Source organism: Delftia sp. UME58 (assembly GCF_014170385.1).
Lineage (GTDB): Bacteria > Pseudomonadota > Gammaproteobacteria > Burkholderiales > Burkholderiaceae_C > Comamonas > Comamonas acidovorans.
Map to the genome: position 1 here is coordinate 41363 of NZ_LZZV01000032.1, position 15042 is coordinate 56404.

Genomic DNA, 15042 nt, shown 5'->3' on the forward strand with positions numbered 1-15042 from the left:
AAGGAATGCCATGACCGATACGCGGCGCACGCCGCCAGACCCCTGGGACGGCGAGGAAATCGAGGCCTTGCGGCCCGTTGCCCATCTGCGCGCCAAGGCAGCGGGGCTGCTGCTGTTCACGCTGGTGCTGATCCTCGGATCGGCCCTGTATCTGCTGTATTCGCGCGGCGTGTTCGATGCCACGCAGCGCCTGGTCCTCACGGCCGACGACTCCGAGGGCGTGAGCGTTGGCATGGACATGACCTTCTCGGGCTTTCCGATCGGGCGCGTGCGCCGCATCGAGCTGGCCCAGGACGGCAATGTGCGCATCCTGATCGACGTGCCGCGCAAGGATGCGCACTGGCTGCGCGAGTCCAGCGTCTTCACCCTGGTCAAGGGGCTGGTGGGCGGCACCACCATCAAGGCCTACAGCGGCATCCTCAGTGATCCGCCCCTGGCCGACGAGGCCGTGCGCCCCGTGCTGCGCGGCGATGCCACGGCCGAGCTGCCGCAGATCATGTCCACGGCCAAGGAAGTGCTGGGCAACATCGCCCAGCTCACGGCGCCGGACTCGGCCCTGGGCGGTTCGCTGACCGAGCTGCGCGGCCTGGCCGGCCGGGTCCAGGGGCCGGGCGGCGTGCTGGGCGTGGTCATGGGCAGCGAGCAGGAGGCGCGCAAGGTGACGGCCCTGCTGGACCGCGCCAACGCCACGCTGGCCCGCATGGAGCGCATGGTGGCGCGGGCCGACAGCCAGGTGTTCGACGCCGGCGGCGTCATGCCCGAGGTGCGTTCCACCGTGGTGCAGCTCAACGGCCTGCTGGCCGACACGCGCCGCACGCTGGGCAAGGTGGACGCCGTGCTGGCCGAGGCCCAGGCCGTGGGCTCCAATGCGCGCGAGGCCACGGCCGACCTGGGCGCCCTGCGCGCCGAGGTCGAGGGCAATCTGCGCCGCCTGGAAGGCGTACTGGCCGACCTGCAGCGCAAGTGGCCGTTTGCCCATCAACCGGAGTTGAAGCTGCCATGAGTGCTGCCGCCAAGAAACTTTCTGCCGCAACCCTCCTGGCGCGCCATGCCGTCGCCGGCGCCGTGCTGACCCTGGTGCTGGCCGGCTGCAGCAGCCGCCCGCCCGCGCCGGACTGGGCGCTGAATGCCGAATCGGCATCCCAGCGCGCATCCACCGCCTACCTGGAAGGCCGCCAGCGCGTGCAGGCCATGGAATGGGACAAGGCCCGCGCCGAGGTGGCCGCCACGGGCCGCACCGACCTGGCTGCGCGTCTGGAACTGATGCGCTGCGCGGCCCAGGTGGCCAGTCTCGAATGGGACGACTGTCCCGGCTACCAGGCGCTGGCGCTTGACGCTGCGCCGGCCGAGGCCGCTTATGCACGCTATTTGCAAGGCATGCCCCGGCCCGAAGACATGGCGCTCTTGCCAGAGGTCCAGCGCCCCGCGGCGCAGGCTTTGCCTGGGGCGCCCGCTGCGGCGCTGGCTGCCGTGCGCGCCATCCAGGAGCCGCTGCCCCGGCTGGTGGCGGCCGGCGCGGCCTTGAGGGCGGGAGTTGCAGAGCCTGGCCTGCTGGAGCTGGGGGCGCAAACCGCCTCGGCCCAAGGCTGGCGCCGCGCGGTGATGGCCTGGCTGCTGCTGCAGGCCAGGGCCCATGAGCAGGCGGGCGAGGTGGACAAGGCCCAGGCCGTCAGGCGCAGGCTGTCACTGCTGGAGAAGACAGCCAGCGGTGGGGGCACATCGGCCGGCAAATGAAAACAGCGCCAGTCCGAAAGGGATGGCGCTGGGCAGGCATTTGCAGGCGTTTGCAGGGCTTACATCGACGACAGCAGAGCGCCCGGGTCTTTTTGCAGCAAAGTGTCTGCGGCCGGGGCGGCGCTGTCCAGCCACAAGGTGGCAACGCTGGCAGCGACGGCAAGCACCACCGTGGCCGTGAAGGCGATGAAGGGATGACGTCCGAAGGGGCTGGGTCTGCGCATGGTGGACCTCCTGTCTGGCAGCGCAGGCAGAGCATGGGGCTGGGCCTGGACTCCATTGGACACCGGATTGCGCAGCGTGGCTGTCGGACAATCGCTTTCTCTCTTGACGTTTGTAGAAAAGTGCCGAGAGAAAATTTCTATCGCTCTTCAAGCGGCCAAAAAAAAGCGAGGCAGGGCCTCGCTGAAAGTTCGGGACGTGAATCCCTGGCCCGTGCTGGCAGGCCAGGCGTCGCCTTAGAAACGGTGGCGGATACCCGCGATCAGGCTGGTGCCCGACTTCAGGTCCGTGATGCGGTCATGCATCAGCACGGTGTACACATCGGTGCGCTTGGACAGGTAGTGGTCGTAGCCCAGGCTGGCCGTGGTGCGCGTGGAGTCCACGGCGCCGATCTCGGCCTTGGTGCGGGCCAGGGCCGCCTTGATGGTGCCGGCGCTGCTCACGGGCACGTCCAGGCCCAGCGAGTAGGTGCTGTTCTTGCGGTCCAGGTCCTTGACCTTGGCCTGGCCATAGGTCGCGTACAGCTTGGCCACTTCGAAGTTGTACGTGCCGCCCAGCATCCAGTCGGTCTTGGTGGGCATCACGGCCAGGCTCACGGGGTTGCTGATCTGGGCGCGCTCGTAGAAGGCCACCAGGCTCAGGGGGCCGCCGAAGTACATGGCGTTCACGCCGATGTTCTTCTTGCCGGAATCGCCGCCCTTTTCACCGAACTGGTAGTGGACGTTGGCCTGCAGGCCGCCGAACTTGGGCGTGGTGTAGACGACCTGGTTGCTCCAGCCGGTGTCGGACGGCGTGGTCAGGTTGGCCGAGCCCCAGGCTGTCGTGCCCACGTTGGCGTGCAGCACCAGCGGGGAGATGGTGAAGGAGTCGCCGAAGGGGTTGGTCAGGATGGTGGGCAGGAAGTTGGGCGCCATGCCGCGGCCCAGGCGCACCGTGCCGAAGCTGCCGGACAGGCCGACGTTGGCATCGCGCGAGAAGTATGGGTCACCATCGAAACGGCCGGGGCTGCCGGTGTCCACACGCATGAAGGCCGTCAGCTGGAAATCGACCTTCAGGCCGCCGCCCAGGTCTTCCTGGCCCTTCATGCCCCACCAGGAGGTGGTCATGCCGCCCGAACCCACGACACCCTTGCCGCTGGCGTCGCCAGCCATGCGCATGGAGCCGGCATAGGCGTCCACCAGGCCCGTCAGCTGGACCGAGCTTTGGGCCTGTGCGGCGCCGGCGCAGGCCAGTGCAGCGGCCAGTGCGATGAAGGAACGTTTCATGTTGAGGAGTCTTTCATTGTTGGAGAGTGGAAACGGGTGGCCAGTGCTGTGACCGGGGCAGACGATGAACCAATCGCCCAGGCTGGGCTACGTGGCAAACCTGGAACAGTGGCGTTTTCGCATCAGGGGCGGGCTGGCGTCGGCATGTCTTTTCGGCCTGTGTGCAAGGCGGTGTTGACTGGCTAAGCCGCGTATTACAACGCATCCGAGCCATTGCGCCGGCCAGAAAGTGGTGTGTTTGACACAGTTATGACGAAACTTAATTTGTGTTTTGCACTCTCGCGGCTTGAACACCGCCGTGCACTGGGATGGGGCCGTGGCACCAGGGCTGTGCGGCAGGTCGTTGCAAGAGGGCACATAGGTCAATTCAGGGCTCCTTGTTCGTCGGATGGAGGGCGATTTCTGCCTGTTGCCAGGCCGGTGACTGCAACTGATTGCAAACGGCGTGCCAGCCTGCAACCCGGCCATCGGCCTCCATGGGTCCATGAGCCGGGTAGGTGTCTGCAGACGTGTCAGACTCGCGCCCATGTCCGAATCCACCCTGCTCGTTGCCGATGACCACCCGCTGTTCCGCGCCGCGGTGATCCATGTGCTGCGCGAGGCCCTGCCGCAGTTCGCCGTGCTGGAGGCCGCAAGCGCTGCGACCCTGGGCGCGGCGCTGCAGCAGCATCCCGAGATCGAGCTGGTACTGCTGGACCTGGCCATGCCGGGCGCGCGCGGTTTCTCGGCGCTGCTGCATGTGCGCGGCGAGTACCCCGATGTTCCGGTGGTGGTGATCTCGTCCAACGACCACCCGCGCGTGATCCGCCGTGCCCAGCAGTTCGGTGCCGCGGGCTTCATTCCGAAATCGGCGCCGGCCGAGGCCATAGGCACGGCGCTGCAGGAGGTGCTGGACGGCGGCAGCTGGTTCCCGCCCATGGCCGCCGAGCGCTCCGAGGCCGACGCCGCGCTGGCCGCGCGGCTGGCCCAGCTCACGCCCCAGCAGTTCCGCGTGCTGCTGTGCCTGGCCGACGGCCTGCTCAACAAGCAGATCGCCCACGAGCTGGGGCTGGCCGAGAACACCGTCAAGGTGCATGTGACGGCCATTCTCAAGAAGCTGGAGTGCTACAGCCGCACGCAGGCGGCCGTGCTGGTCAAGAGCCTGGAGAACGACGGCACGGTCTGAACTCCCTGCCGCTGCATGCCGCGCCTACCGGTGGCGCAGCAGCATCTGGCTCATGAGCGCGCGCAGCGCGGGCGGGCGCACGGGCTTGGCCAGAAAGCCCCAGCCGCGCTCGGCCGCCTGGCGGCGCAGCATGCCGTCGCGCTCGGCCGTGACCAGGATCACGGGCGGCGACTGGCCCCAGCGCTGGCACAGCTGGGCGTAGACATCGGGGCCGTGCAACTGGCCCAGGCGCACATCGAGCAGCACCAGCTGCGGCGCTTCGCCGGGCGCGGCCAGCGCCAGCGCCTCGGCCGGGCCGCCGGCCAGCGGCACGCTGCAGCCCCAGCGCTGCAGCAGGGCGCGCATGGCGGTGCAGGACTGGGCATCGTCTTCCACGTACCAGGCGCTCATGCCCTGCAGTGGTGCGTCCTGGCCTGCTTCGCCGGAATGCGTGGCCGCGGCGATCTGCGGCACGGCTGCGGGATCGCCCAGCGGCACGCAGACCCAGAACACGCTGCCCCGGCCCAGGTGCGAGCGCAGGCCGATCTCGTGGCCCAGCAGGCGGCCCAGGCGCTCGACGATGGCCAGGCCCAGCCCGGCGCCACGGTCGTCGCCATGGCCTTCGTCCAGGCGGCGGAATTCCTCGAAGATCTCGTGCTGCAGGCTCTCGGGAATGCCCGGTCCCTGGTCGTGCACCTCGATGCGCAGCTGATCTGCCTGGCGCCGGCAGCCGATGACGATGCGACCCTGGCGCGTATAGCGTATGGCGTTGGACAGGAAGTTCTGCAGGATGCGGCGCAGCAGCGCCTCGTCGCTGCGCACCACGCAGCGCGTGTCCACCGCGCTCAGGCGCAGGCCCCGGCTTTCGGCCAGGATGCCGAAGTTGTGGCGCATGACCTGCAGCAGCGGGCCCAGCGCGAAGTCGCGCACGCGCACCTCCAGCTGGCCCGATTCCATGCGCGAGATGTCCAGCAGGCTGCCCAGGATGGCGTCCTGCGCGGCCAGGGCGCCGTCGATGCTGTCGGCCACATGGCGGCCCGCCTCGTCATGCAGATGGCTGCGCAGCAGGGAGCTGAACATGCGCGCGGCGTTCAGCGGCTGCAGCAGGTCGTGCACGGCAGCGGCCACGAAACGGGTCTTGTAGCGGTTGGCCTGCTCGGCCTCGCGCTTGGCTTCGGCCAGGTCGCGCGTGCGCTCGGCAATGCGCTGCTCCAGCGCATCGGCCAGCGAGCGCAGCTCGCGCGCGGCATTCTTGTAGCTGGTGATGTCGGCATAGCTGGTGACGAAGCCGCCGTCGGGCAGGGGGTTGCCGCGGATCTCCAGCACCGTGCCGTCGTCCTTGGTGCTTTCGCGCAGGTGGGGGCTGCCGCTGCGCAGATGCTGCAGCCGCCGGTGGATGGCCTCCTCGATGGGGCCGGGCCCCAGCAGGCCGCGCCGGGCGTTGTAGCGGAACAGGTTCTCTATGGGCTGGCCGGTGCGCAGCAGCTCGGAGGGAAACCGGAACAGCTCCACGTAGCGCGAGTTCCAGGCCACCAGGTTGAGGTCGGCATCGATCACCACCACGCCCTGGGGCAGGTGCTCCAGGCTGCGGCTCAGGCCCGTGTCGGCCTGGCGCGCGGCCTGGACGATGCCGTCCTGGGCCGTGCGCAGCTCCTGGGCATGCTGGCGCAGCACGGTCTCCAGCTCCAGGCGGCTGCGCAGGCGCAGCGCGGCCAGCCGCCTGCGCTGGCGCACGAACAGCACCAGCAGGCCCAGGGCCAGCCAGCCGCCCGCGGCGGCGGCCGCCGCCCAGCGGCTGGCCACGGTGCTGGCCTGCGTGTCGTGCAGCAGGTGCAACTGCCAGTCGCTGCCGGGCAGGGGCAGGGTCTGCCACAGCGTGGTGCCGGGCAGGGCGGGCTCCTGCATCTGCACCAGGCGGCTGCCTTGCTCCAGGCCCTGGCGCACGCGGTAGCGCATGGGGTGCAGTTCCTGGTCGATGTACTGGCGCGTTGCGGCCAGGTCCGCCTCGTCGGCGGGGCTCAGGGGGGACAGCAGGCGGTAGCGCCAGTCGGGCTGGCTGGCCAGGAAGACCACGCCGTGCTCGTCCGAGGCCATGACCACGTCGGGCGTCTGCAGCCATTCGCGCTCCAGCTCCAGCAGCGCGATCTTGATCACCACCAGGCCCGCGACGGCGTTCTGTTCGTCCAGGATGGCCTGCGACAGGAAGTAGCCCGGCAGGCCGGTGGTCAGGCCGATGCCGTAGAAGCGTCCGCTGCCGCGCGACAGCGCCTGCTGCACATAGGGCCTGAAGCTGTAGTCCACGCCCACGTTGCTGCGCGTCTCGCGCCAGTTGCTGGCAGCCAGGGCCGTGCCGTGGCGGTCGATCAGGGTCAGCGTGGACGATTGGCTGGCGCCGTTGGCCTGCTCCAGCTTGCGGTTCAGGGCATCGACCTCGGCGGGAGACAGCGGGTGGGTGAGGGCGGCGCGCAGCTGCGCGTCCAGCGCCAGCACCTCGGGCAGGGTGCGGTAGCGGTCTATGCGCTGGCCCAGGGCCTGGGCGTAGAGGCTGAGCTGGCGCTGCACGCTTTCGGCCTCGCCGCGCAGGGCGCGGTGGTAGACCAGCTCACCGGCCAGCAGCATGCAGGCGAGCATGCCGCCGAACAGCAGCAGCAGGGTCCAGAAGGAACGGCGTGAAGGGCGTCGAACGGGTTGGGGCATGGTGGTCTGGACCCGATTGGGCGCCAGCTTGGTGCCTTCCAGGGGCGGGAAGGGGTTGGGGATTACCCTGATTCTGCGTGCATTCTCCCTGGGAGCGTACCTGCGCCTAATACCAATAGGTTATCGGCGCCGGAGCACGCCAGCGGTACAAACTGGACCTCGCCGCACCTTGGTGGTGCGCCCACCCCCACACAGTCCCGCCGGAGCCGCACCATGCATGCCGTCCCCACCCACGCCGCCAGCCCCGAGCGGCTGCCTTTCTACCGCCAGCTGTATTTCCAGGTGGTGGTCGCCATCGTGGCAGGCGTGCTGCTCGGCCACTTCGAGCCCCAGTACGCCGAGCAGTTCAAGCCGCTGGGCGATGCCTTCATCAAGCTGGTGAAGATGATCATCGCGCCGGTGATCTTCCTGACCATCGTCACCGGCATTGCGGGCATGACGCACCTGCGCACCGTGGGCCGCGTGTTCCTCAAGGCCATGGCCTACTTCCTGTTCTTCTCCACGCTGGCCCTGGTGGTCGGCATGGTGGTGGCGCACGTGGTGCAGCCCGGCGCAGGCATGAACATCAACCCGGCCGACCTGGACCAGGCCGCCGTCAAGGGCTATGTGGCCAAGTCGCACGAGCTGACGCTCACCGGCTTTGCCATGGACATCATCCCCAAGACGCTGGTCAGCCCCTTCGTGGGCGACAACATCCTGCAGGTTCTGTTCGTGGCCGTGCTGTTCGGCATCTCGCTGGCCATGGTCGGTGATGCGGGCAAGCCCGTGCTCAACTTCCTGGAGGCGCTGACGGCCCCCGTGTTCAAGCTGGTCGGCATCCTGATGAAGGCAGCGCCGCTGGGAGCCTTTGGCGCCATTGCCTTCACCATCGGCAAGTTCGGCCTTGGGTCGCTGGTGAACCTGGCCTGGCTGGTGGGCTCGTTCTACATCACCTCGCTGCTCTTCGTGGTCGTGGTGCTGGGCTTCGTGGCGCGGCTGTGCGGCTTCTCGGTGCTCAAGCTGGCGCGCTACCTGAAGGCGGAACTGCTGCTGGTGCTGGGCACCTCGTCCTCGGAATCGGCCCTGCCTTCGCTGATGCAGAAGATGGAGCGCGCCGGCTGCGGCAAGTCCGTCGTGGGCCTGGTCGTGCCCACGGGCTACTCCTTCAACCTGGACGGCACCAACATCTACATGACGCTGGCCGCGCTGTTCATCGCCCAGGCCACCAACACCCACCTGACCCTGGGCCACGAGATCGCGCTGCTGCTGGTGGCCATGCTCAGTTCCAAGGGCGCTGCCGGCGTGACCGGCGCGGGCTTCATCACGCTGGCAGCCACGCTGGCCGTGGTGCCCGAAGTGCCCGTGGCCGGCATGGCCCTGATCCTGGGCGTGGACCGCTTCATGAGCGAGTGCCGCTCGCTGACCAACTTCATGGGCAACGCCGTGGCCACCGTGGTGGTATCGCGCTGGGAAAACGAGCTGGACTACACCAAGCTCAACGCCGCCCTGGATGGCGCGTCCGCCATGGAGGTGAGCCCGGCAGGAACTGCTGTGCCTGCCGCTGTCGGCAAGGTTTCCTGACCCATGCCGGGGCGGCGCATGGCGCGCCCCCTGCAGGCGACAACCCTCAGCCCAGCCAGGTCAAGCCTGGCTGGGCTGCTGTCTTTTGAGGCGGCTGCCGCGCCGCTTGGCTGTATTCTTGGTGCTTCGCTTCACGCAGCCTTGCGGCCGACCCAACCATGCATTTGTCCAGACGCGAATTCCTCGGCGCCGGCGCGGCCGCCGCCTGTGCCTCGCTGGTCGGTTGCGCGGCCTCGGCGCCCGTGTCGGGCAGTTTCCTGCAGCCGTGGCGCAGCCATCTGGAGATGCCGCGCGATCAATGGCGCCAGCGCCTGGCCGCCACCCAGGCGCTGGGCTGCCGGGAGCTGTTCGTGCAATGGAGCGGCCTGCAAGGCGATTCAGAGGCGGACAGCTGGATGCTGGCCGACGCGCAGATCGCCGACCTGCTGGACATCTGTACCGAACTGGGCATGGGCGTGCACCTGGGCCTGCCCTATGACGAGCGCTGGTGGAAGCAGATCAGCCTTTCCAACGCCGCAGGCCCCGCGCCCTACCTGGCGCATATTGCCGAGCAGGGCGCCAGCCACATGTACGCCAGCACCTGGCCGCGCCATGCGGCGTTTCGCGGCTGGTACATCCCCTACGAGCTGGAGCAATACCACTGGGCCGCGCCCGAGCGCATCGAGCTGCTGGTGAGCGCACTGCAGCCCCTGGCCCAGGCGGCAGCGGCCACCTCCGGCCAGGTGCCCGGCATCTCCACCTATTTCAGCCAGCTGCAGACCCTGGGCAGCCTGCCCACGCTGTGGAGCATCCTGCTGGACCGCGTGTCCCTGCGCCCCATGGTGCAGGACGGCGTGGGCGTGGCGGGACTGCGCAACTACGAGGCGCTGGCACCGCTGCAGCAGATGCTGCTGGAGCGCAGGGCGCCGTTCGACCTCATCGTGGAACTGTTCGAGCAACTGCCGCCCACGCGGCCCGATGGCTCGGACTTCCAGGCGCGCACGGCCAGCTTCGAGCGCGTGCGCCGCCAGTGGGACGTGGCCCGCGACTACGGCGCCCAGCGCGTCGTCGCCTTCGCCATCGACCCCTGGGTGCTGAACGACACGCCAGAGGCCCGGCAACTGCTGCGCGAGTGGAAGGCCGCCGCCCGCTGAGCGCGGTGGCTGCGGGGTCAGAAGCGCTTGCCGATGATCTCTCTGAGGATCTCGCTGCTGCCCCCGAAGATCCGCAGTGCCCGTGCATCGGCCCAGGCGCGGCCAATGCCGTATTCGGCCATGTAGCCGTAGCCGCCGTGCAGTTGCAGCAGCTCGTCCAGCACCTGGCCCTGCAGCTCGGTGGCGTTGAGCTTGGCCATGGCGGCGGTGACCGAGTCCAGCGAGCCTTCCATGTGCCGGGCCAGGCAGTCGTCCAGGAAGACGCGCAGCATGGTGGTCTTGGCCAGGGCGTCGGCGAACTTGAAGCGGGTGTTCTGGTAGTCGAGCACGCGGCGCCCGAAGACCTTGCGGTTGCGCACGAACTCGGCAGCCTCGTCCAGCATGCCTTCGGTGGAGGCTGCCGCACGCAGCGCGATGGCCAGCCGTTCCTGCGCCAGCTCCTGGGTCACATGCTCGAAGGCGGCGTTCTCGCGGCCCAGCAGGTGGTCGGCCGGCAGGTGCAGCTCGTCGAAGAACAGCTCGCAGGTGTCCTGGCTGTGCTGGCCTATCTTGCGCAGGGCCGGGCCCTTGCCCAGGCCCGGCATGCCTTCTTCCACCACGAACAGCGACAGGCCGCGCGCACCCAGCTCGGGCTCGGTGCTGGCCAGCACCACCATCAGTCCGGCGTTGACGCCGTTGGTGATGAAGGTTTTCTGGCCATTGAGCACGTAGCCGTCGCCCTCGCCCCCGTTCTTGCGCCGGGCGCGCGTGCGCACGGCCTTGAGGTCGCTGCCCGCGCCGGGCTCGGTCAGGGCGATGGCGCCGATCAGCTCGCCCGTGGCCATGCGCGGCAGCCAGCGGTCCTTCTGCACCTGCGTGCCGAAGTTCCAGAGATAGGGCGCCACCATGTCGGAATGGATGGAAAAGCCGATGCCCAGGCAGTTGGCGCGCGCCAGCGCCTCGATGACCACGGCCGCGTGGCCGAAGTCGCCGCCCTGGCCGTAGGGCGGGGGCAGGTCGCAGTTGAGCAGGCCGCTGTCCCCGGCCTTGCGCCACAGGGCGCGCGGCGTGATGCCCTCGGCCTCCCAGTCATTGATGTGGGGCAGGATCTCGGTGGCCACGAATCGGTCCACCTGTTCCTTGAACAGCAGGTGGTCTTCACGCAATACGGAGCGGGTGCGCATGTCGGTATCGGTCTCCTTGGGCTGGGTCAGGGGCGATAGGTGTCGGTGGCGCTGGCCTGGCCGCGCAGCACGGGTGCGGCGGCCGTACCCGTCATGAACAGGCTGTAGTGGTCGCCCGGCTGCAACTGGGGCAGCGCCAGCGGCGCGCTGGCCGCAGTGGCGCAGGTGGCGGCGAGCTGGGCGCTGACCGGGTTGATGGAGCGGCTGGCCGATGCGGCCGGCGCCACGCCCGTGAACAGGGGCGTGCCCGCGGGCGCGACCTGCAGGCCGCCCTGGGGGCAGTCGGTGCTGAGGTTGTAGAAGCGCAGCTCGGCCTTGAGCGCGTCCTGGCTGCCGCCGGAGTCGTCGATGGACGTGAAGCGCGCGGCCCCATTCTTGCCCTGGCGCTGTGGCACCAGGGTGGTGAAGCTGCCCGGTGCCACCTTCATGCTGCCGGCGCTCTTGCCGTCGAGCTGAATGGCAAAGGGCGTATCGCCCTTGACGATGGCGTAGCTGCTGGCCGGCTTGCTGCCTGACAGCGTCTGCTCGGGGCCGTCGGCGATCTTCACGCGCAGTTTGCCCGCTTCGGGGTGGACCACGCGCACGAAGGACGAGCCTGCGGGCGGGCGCGCCGCATAGAGCTGGGCCAGCGTGCCTTCGGCATGCGCGGCGGGCAGGCAGGAGAGCCCGGCCAGGCCGGCCAGGCCGGCCAGGGCGAGCGCGACGGTGCGCATCACGGGGGAGAAAGCGGAGGTCATGCCTGCGGGTCCTTGGTTTCCTTGGCGGGGCGCATGCGTGCATCGAGGTACATGCGCTCCAGTTGCTTGCGGTCGGCCTTGTCAGTCTGCGTCAGCGGGAAGCCGTGGCAGGCCAGCAGTTCCGACGGGATCATGTAGGGTGGCACCCGCTGCGACAGCAGTTCGCGCCATCCGGCCAGTGCTTCGGGCAGGGGTTGCATGCCGGGCGGGCCGCTGCGGTCCAGGTCCACGAAGCCGATCATGCGCACGATGAAGCCATCGGGCCGCTTGAGTGCCACCGCCGCGCCTGCGCGCACGCCAGGCAGGGTGGCCAGCACGGCATCGACCTCGGCCAGCTCGATGCGGTAGCCGTGCATCTTGATCTGGTCGTCGCGCCGGCCGTGGAAGGTGACCAGGCCGTCGCCGTCGATCTCGCCCAGGTCGCCCGTGCGGTAGCCGCGCTTGCCGTTGCGCATGAACATGCGTGTGGCATGCAGGTCGGGGCGGTTGAGGTAGCCGCGCATCACGTGGTCGCCGGCCACGCAGATCTCGCCTTCGTCCAGGAACACATCGGCATAGGGCTTGGCCCGGCCGATGGGAAAGGGCAGCGGCGCGCGCTGGCGCAGCGCGGGGTCGATCTCCACCCAGGTGGTGGAGCAGGTGGCCTCGGTGGGGCCGTAGGAGTTGATGATGCGCGCCTGGGGAAAGCGGCTCCACAGCGCCTCGGCCACGGTGGGCGTGAGCGATTCGGCGCCGAAGACGAAGACGCGCAGGTCGGGCAGGTGCTGCTGGTCGAAGTCGGCATCCAGCAGTTGCTGGCGCACGAAGGAGGGCGTGGATGCCCAGACGTTCACATGGGTGCCCGCCAGGTAGGCGGCAAAGGCCTGGCGGTCGGCAATGGTCTCGCGCGCGCACAGCACGCAGGCGCCGCCCGTGACCAGGGCGCCCATCCAGTTGAACAGCGAGAAATCGAAGCTGAACAGCATCTGGTCCATGAAGACCGGCGCCTCGCCCAGCGCCAGGCAGTCGCGTATCCAGCCGGCGAACAGGCCCAGGCTCTCCCGCCCGATCTGCACGCCCTTGGGATCGCCCGTGCTGCCCGAGGTGAACATGATGTAGGCCAGCGATTTTTCCTGCAGCGCCTGCGCGGCGATGCCGGTGTCCAGGAAGCTGCGGGCCTGCGCGTCGTAGTGCAGGCCGGCCTGCACCAGCGTGGCGATGCGCGCCATGCGCTCGGGCGGGTTGATCACGTCCACGGGAACAAAGGGCACGCCCAGGCGCAGGCAGCCGAGGATGGCCACGAGGAACGCGGCCTCCTTGTGCCCCGTGATCAGCAGCGGCTCGTCGCGCCGCGCGCCGCGCGCCAGCGCCCGCTGCTCCCATTGCGCCACGGCCTGGGCCAGTTGCTGCCAGTCCAGCGTGCCGGCGGCATCGATCACGGCGGGCCGCGCGGTGTCGGCGCCGGGCTCGGTGAAGTCGAAGCGGTCAAAACTGAATCGCATGCGGGCTCCTTGTTGCGCAGGGACAAAGGGACGGGGCGGCGGCGTGCAGGTGCTGCATCAGGCCTTGCGCTGCTCGGCCACGTACTGCGCCAGCGTGTGCACGGATTCCAGGTGCAGGTCGATCTCCGATGGCGGTATCTTGACGCCGAATTCCTTTTCGATGGCCAATGCCACGTCCACGGCGGACAGCGAGTCCACCAGGCCCGATTCGAGCAGCAGCGTATCGGGCTCGACCGAGGTCAGGATGATGGCGCCGATGATCTGGGCAATCTTGGTTTCGATGTCATTCAGGGACATGGTTTCTCTCCAACAGGCGTTTCAGAACTGGAAATACAGGAAGCGGGTTTCCTTGTGCAGGTTGACCAGGCACAGGAAGAGCAGGAACAGGGTCACGGCCGTCCAGCCCGCGCTGGGGCGCCAGCGCATCCAGGCGCGGGGCGCTTCCTGCACCTTGAACATGGCGGGCGAGAAGCGGCCCAGGATCTGGTGGGCATTGGGCGTGAACCAGGCGATGGCCAGCAGCAGCAGGACCAGGGCCAGCTGCATATGGTGGCCTATGGCCAGGCGGATGGCATCGCCCAGTGCCAGGCCCTGGACGTGGGACAGCGACTCCAGCGCCTCCACGCCGCGCAGGCCGGCCATGCCCTTGAGCAGCAGCATGGCGTCGCCCACGCCGTGGGCGCGGAAGAAAGTCTGGGCGATGAGCACGGCGATGAAGGTGATGACAACGTACAGCGCATGCACGCCCCGGCCCGACTTGCGGGCGGCGGCCGGCTTGCGGCTGACCACGAAGATGCGCCAGGCATGGTTGACCGACAGGTAGAAGGCATGCAGCAGGCCGAAGATCACGTACTGCAGGCCCGCCCCGTGCCAGATGCCGGCCAGCCCCATGGTGAACAGCGTGGGCACGACGATGGTGGCCGCAAAGCCGCCGGGCGTGCGCGCGGCGCTGGAGCCCACGGACAGGCCGCGCTTTTCCCGTGCGCGCGAGATGGCCATGGCCACGGGGTAGTACAGGTAGGCGGTGAGGTAGCGCGTCAGCGTCATGTGCCAGCGTGCCCAGAAGTCGATGATGCTGCCGGCCTTGTAGGGCGAGTTGAAGTTCAGCGGGAAGCGGATGCCGAACATGCGCGCCAAGCCCAGCGCCATGTCCGAATAGCCCGAGAAGTCGAAGTACAGCTGCAGCGCGTAGCTGAGGCTGGCGCCCCAGGCGGCCCAGAACTGCAGCTCGCCGGGCGCCGCGAAGCCGGCGTCTGCATAGGGCGCGATCTCGTCGGCCAGCAGCACCTTCTTGGCCAGGCCGATCACGAACAGCGTGCCGCCGATGGACAGGTTGTCCGCACGGAACCGGTAGTTATCCGGCTGCGCGAACTGCGGCATCATTTCCTTGTGGTGCAGGATGGGCCCCGCGATCAGGTGCGGGAAGAAGGTCACGAACAGCACGTAGCTGAGCAGGCTGCGTTCCTTGACGATGCCCGAGCGGCAGTCCAGCAGATAGCCGATCTGGGTGAAGGTGAAGAACGAGATGCCCAGCGGCAGGATGAGCTCGTGCATGCCGCCCTGCGTCAGCCCCCATTCGCCCAGGAAGTTGAAAAGCGTGGCGAAGTACTTGTAGTGAAAAAGTGCCGTCAGGTCGGCGCCCACGCCCAGGGCGGTGACCAGCCCCTGCAGCCGCGCACGGCCGGCAAAGCGCAGGATCAGCAGGCTCACCACGTAGTTGAAGGCGATGGACAGCGCCAGCAGGGCGACGAACTGCGGGTTCCACCAGCCGTAGAAGACAAAGGACGTCAGGCACAGCCAGAACGCGGCCAGCCGCAGGCTGATGGCGCCGGCCAGGTAGTGGCCCGCCAGCGCGATGGGCAGGAACAGCAGCAGGAAAAGATAGGAATTGAACAGCATGTAGCGG

General features: G+C 68.6%; 13 protein-coding genes. 5 read left to right on the plus strand and 8 right to left on the minus strand.

The window, feature by feature from the left end; genetic code table 11:
• Window positions 1-10 precede the first annotated feature (10 nt).
• Complete coding sequence (locus tag A9976_RS10860; RefSeq protein ID WP_183019015.1) at window positions 11-1003, plus strand: MlaD family protein; 993 nt, start codon at window positions 11-13, stop codon at window positions 1001-1003.
• Complete coding sequence (locus A9976_RS10865) at window positions 1000-1734, plus strand: hypothetical protein (RefSeq protein WP_183019016.1); 735 nt, start codon at window positions 1000-1002, stop codon at window positions 1732-1734. Before A9976_RS10860 ends, A9976_RS10865 begins: the two co-directional genes overlap by 4 nt.
• Before the next feature lie 59 nt (window positions 1735-1793).
• Here A9976_RS10865 and A9976_RS10870 read toward each other — a convergent pair whose 3' ends face one another.
• A complete protein-coding gene (locus A9976_RS10870) occupies window positions 1794-1958 on the minus strand; it encodes a hypothetical protein (protein ID WP_183019017.1) in 165 nt (54 codons plus the stop codon).
• A gap of 234 nt (window positions 1959-2192) precedes the next feature.
• Entirely contained in the window at window positions 2193-3221 is a 1029-nt protein-coding gene (locus A9976_RS10875; RefSeq protein WP_183019018.1) for a porin, read from the minus strand.
• A gap of 526 nt (window positions 3222-3747) precedes the next feature.
• Between A9976_RS10875 and A9976_RS10880 the strand changes: the two genes are divergently transcribed.
• Window positions 3748-4386, plus strand: a complete 639-nt coding sequence (locus A9976_RS10880) for a response regulator transcription factor (protein WP_034392075.1) — start codon at window positions 3748-3750, stop codon at window positions 4384-4386.
• A gap of 24 nt (window positions 4387-4410) precedes the next feature.
• Here A9976_RS10880 and A9976_RS10885 read toward each other — a convergent pair whose 3' ends face one another.
• Window positions 4411-7062: a PAS-domain containing protein gene (locus tag A9976_RS10885; protein ID WP_183019019.1), complete on the minus strand. Its 2652-nt coding sequence runs from the start codon at window positions 7060-7062 to the stop codon at window positions 4411-4413.
• A 213-nt stretch (window positions 7063-7275) separates the two neighbouring features.
• On the opposite strand from A9976_RS10885, the gene A9976_RS10890 reads away from it, so the two are divergent.
• Together A9976_RS10890 and A9976_RS10895 are read left to right on the plus strand one after the other, a co-directional pair.
• Entirely contained in the window at window positions 7276-8622 is a 1347-nt protein-coding gene (locus A9976_RS10890; protein WP_183019020.1) for a dicarboxylate/amino acid:cation symporter, read from the plus strand.
• Window positions 8623-8780: 158 nt separating this feature from the next.
• Entirely contained in the window at window positions 8781-9755 is a 975-nt protein-coding gene (locus A9976_RS10895; RefSeq protein ID WP_183019021.1) for a DUF4434 domain-containing protein, read from the plus strand.
• A 17-nt stretch (window positions 9756-9772) separates the two neighbouring features.
• Here the strand turns inward: A9976_RS10895 and A9976_RS10900 are convergent, their stop codons facing one another.
• The 5 genes from A9976_RS10900 to A9976_RS10920 are packed head-to-tail and all read right to left on the minus strand — an operon-like array spanning window position 9773 to window position 15035.
• Window positions 9773-10918, minus strand: a complete 1146-nt coding sequence (locus tag A9976_RS10900; RefSeq protein ID WP_183019022.1) for an acyl-CoA dehydrogenase family protein — start codon at window positions 10916-10918, stop codon at window positions 9773-9775.
• Between the two features lie 26 nt (window positions 10919-10944).
• Window positions 10945-11655 carry an alginate O-acetyltransferase AlgF gene (locus A9976_RS10905; RefSeq protein WP_183019023.1) on the minus strand — a complete coding sequence of 237 codons (711 nt, stop codon included), beginning with the start codon at window positions 11653-11655 and terminating at the stop codon, window positions 10945-10947.
• On the minus strand, window positions 11652-13136 hold the full coding sequence (locus A9976_RS10910; protein WP_183019024.1) for an AMP-binding protein: 1485 nt from the start codon (window positions 13134-13136) through the stop codon (window positions 11652-11654). Before A9976_RS10910 ends, A9976_RS10905 begins: the two co-directional genes overlap by 4 nt.
• A 57-nt stretch (window positions 13137-13193) precedes the next feature.
• Complete coding sequence (locus A9976_RS10915; RefSeq protein ID WP_012204786.1) at window positions 13194-13433, minus strand: acyl carrier protein; 240 nt, start codon at window positions 13431-13433, stop codon at window positions 13194-13196.
• A 21-nt stretch (window positions 13434-13454) separates the two neighbouring features.
• Window positions 13455-15035: an MBOAT family protein gene (locus tag A9976_RS10920; protein ID WP_183019025.1), complete on the minus strand. Its 1581-nt coding sequence runs from the start codon at window positions 15033-15035 to the stop codon at window positions 13455-13457.
• Window positions 15036-15042 lie beyond the last annotated feature (7 nt).

Excerpts from the sequence above, each read along its gene's own strand:
- A9976_RS10875 (WP_183019018.1), bottom strand. The coding sequence starts at position 3,221 with ATGAAACGTTCCTTCATCGCACTGGCCGCTGCACTGGCCTGCGCCGGC.
- A9976_RS10895 (WP_183019021.1), top strand. The coding sequence starts at position 8,781 with ATGCATTTGTCCAGACGCGAATTCCTCGGCGCCGGCGCGGCCGCCGCC.
- A9976_RS10900 (WP_183019022.1), bottom strand. The coding sequence starts at position 10,918 with ATGCGCACCCGCTCCGTATTGCGTGAAGACCACCTGCTGTTCAAGGAA.
- A9976_RS10910 (WP_183019024.1), bottom strand. The coding sequence starts at position 13,136 with ATGCGATTCAGTTTTGACCGCTTCGACTTCACCGAGCCCGGCGCCGAC.
- A9976_RS10890 (WP_183019020.1), top strand. The coding sequence starts at position 7,276 with ATGCATGCCGTCCCCACCCACGCCGCCAGCCCCGAGCGGCTGCCTTTC.
- A9976_RS10920 (WP_183019025.1), bottom strand. The coding sequence starts at position 15,035 with ATGCTGTTCAATTCCTATCTTTTCCTGCTGCTGTTCCTGCCCATCGCG.
- A9976_RS10865 (WP_183019016.1), top strand. The coding sequence starts at position 1,000 with ATGAGTGCTGCCGCCAAGAAACTTTCTGCCGCAACCCTCCTGGCGCGC.
- A9976_RS10860 (WP_183019015.1), top strand. The coding sequence starts at position 11 with ATGACCGATACGCGGCGCACGCCGCCAGACCCCTGGGACGGCGAGGAA.
- A9976_RS10915 (WP_012204786.1), bottom strand. The coding sequence starts at position 13,433 with ATGTCCCTGAATGACATCGAAACCAAGATTGCCCAGATCATCGGCGCC.
- A9976_RS10885 (WP_183019019.1), bottom strand. The coding sequence starts at position 7,062 with ATGCCCCAACCCGTTCGACGCCCTTCACGCCGTTCCTTCTGGACCCTG.
- A9976_RS10880 (WP_034392075.1), top strand. The coding sequence starts at position 3,748 with ATGTCCGAATCCACCCTGCTCGTTGCCGATGACCACCCGCTGTTCCGC.
- A9976_RS10870 (WP_183019017.1), bottom strand. The coding sequence starts at position 1,958 with ATGCGCAGACCCAGCCCCTTCGGACGTCATCCCTTCATCGCCTTCACG.
- A9976_RS10905 (WP_183019023.1), bottom strand. The coding sequence starts at position 11,655 with ATGACCTCCGCTTTCTCCCCCGTGATGCGCACCGTCGCGCTCGCCCTG.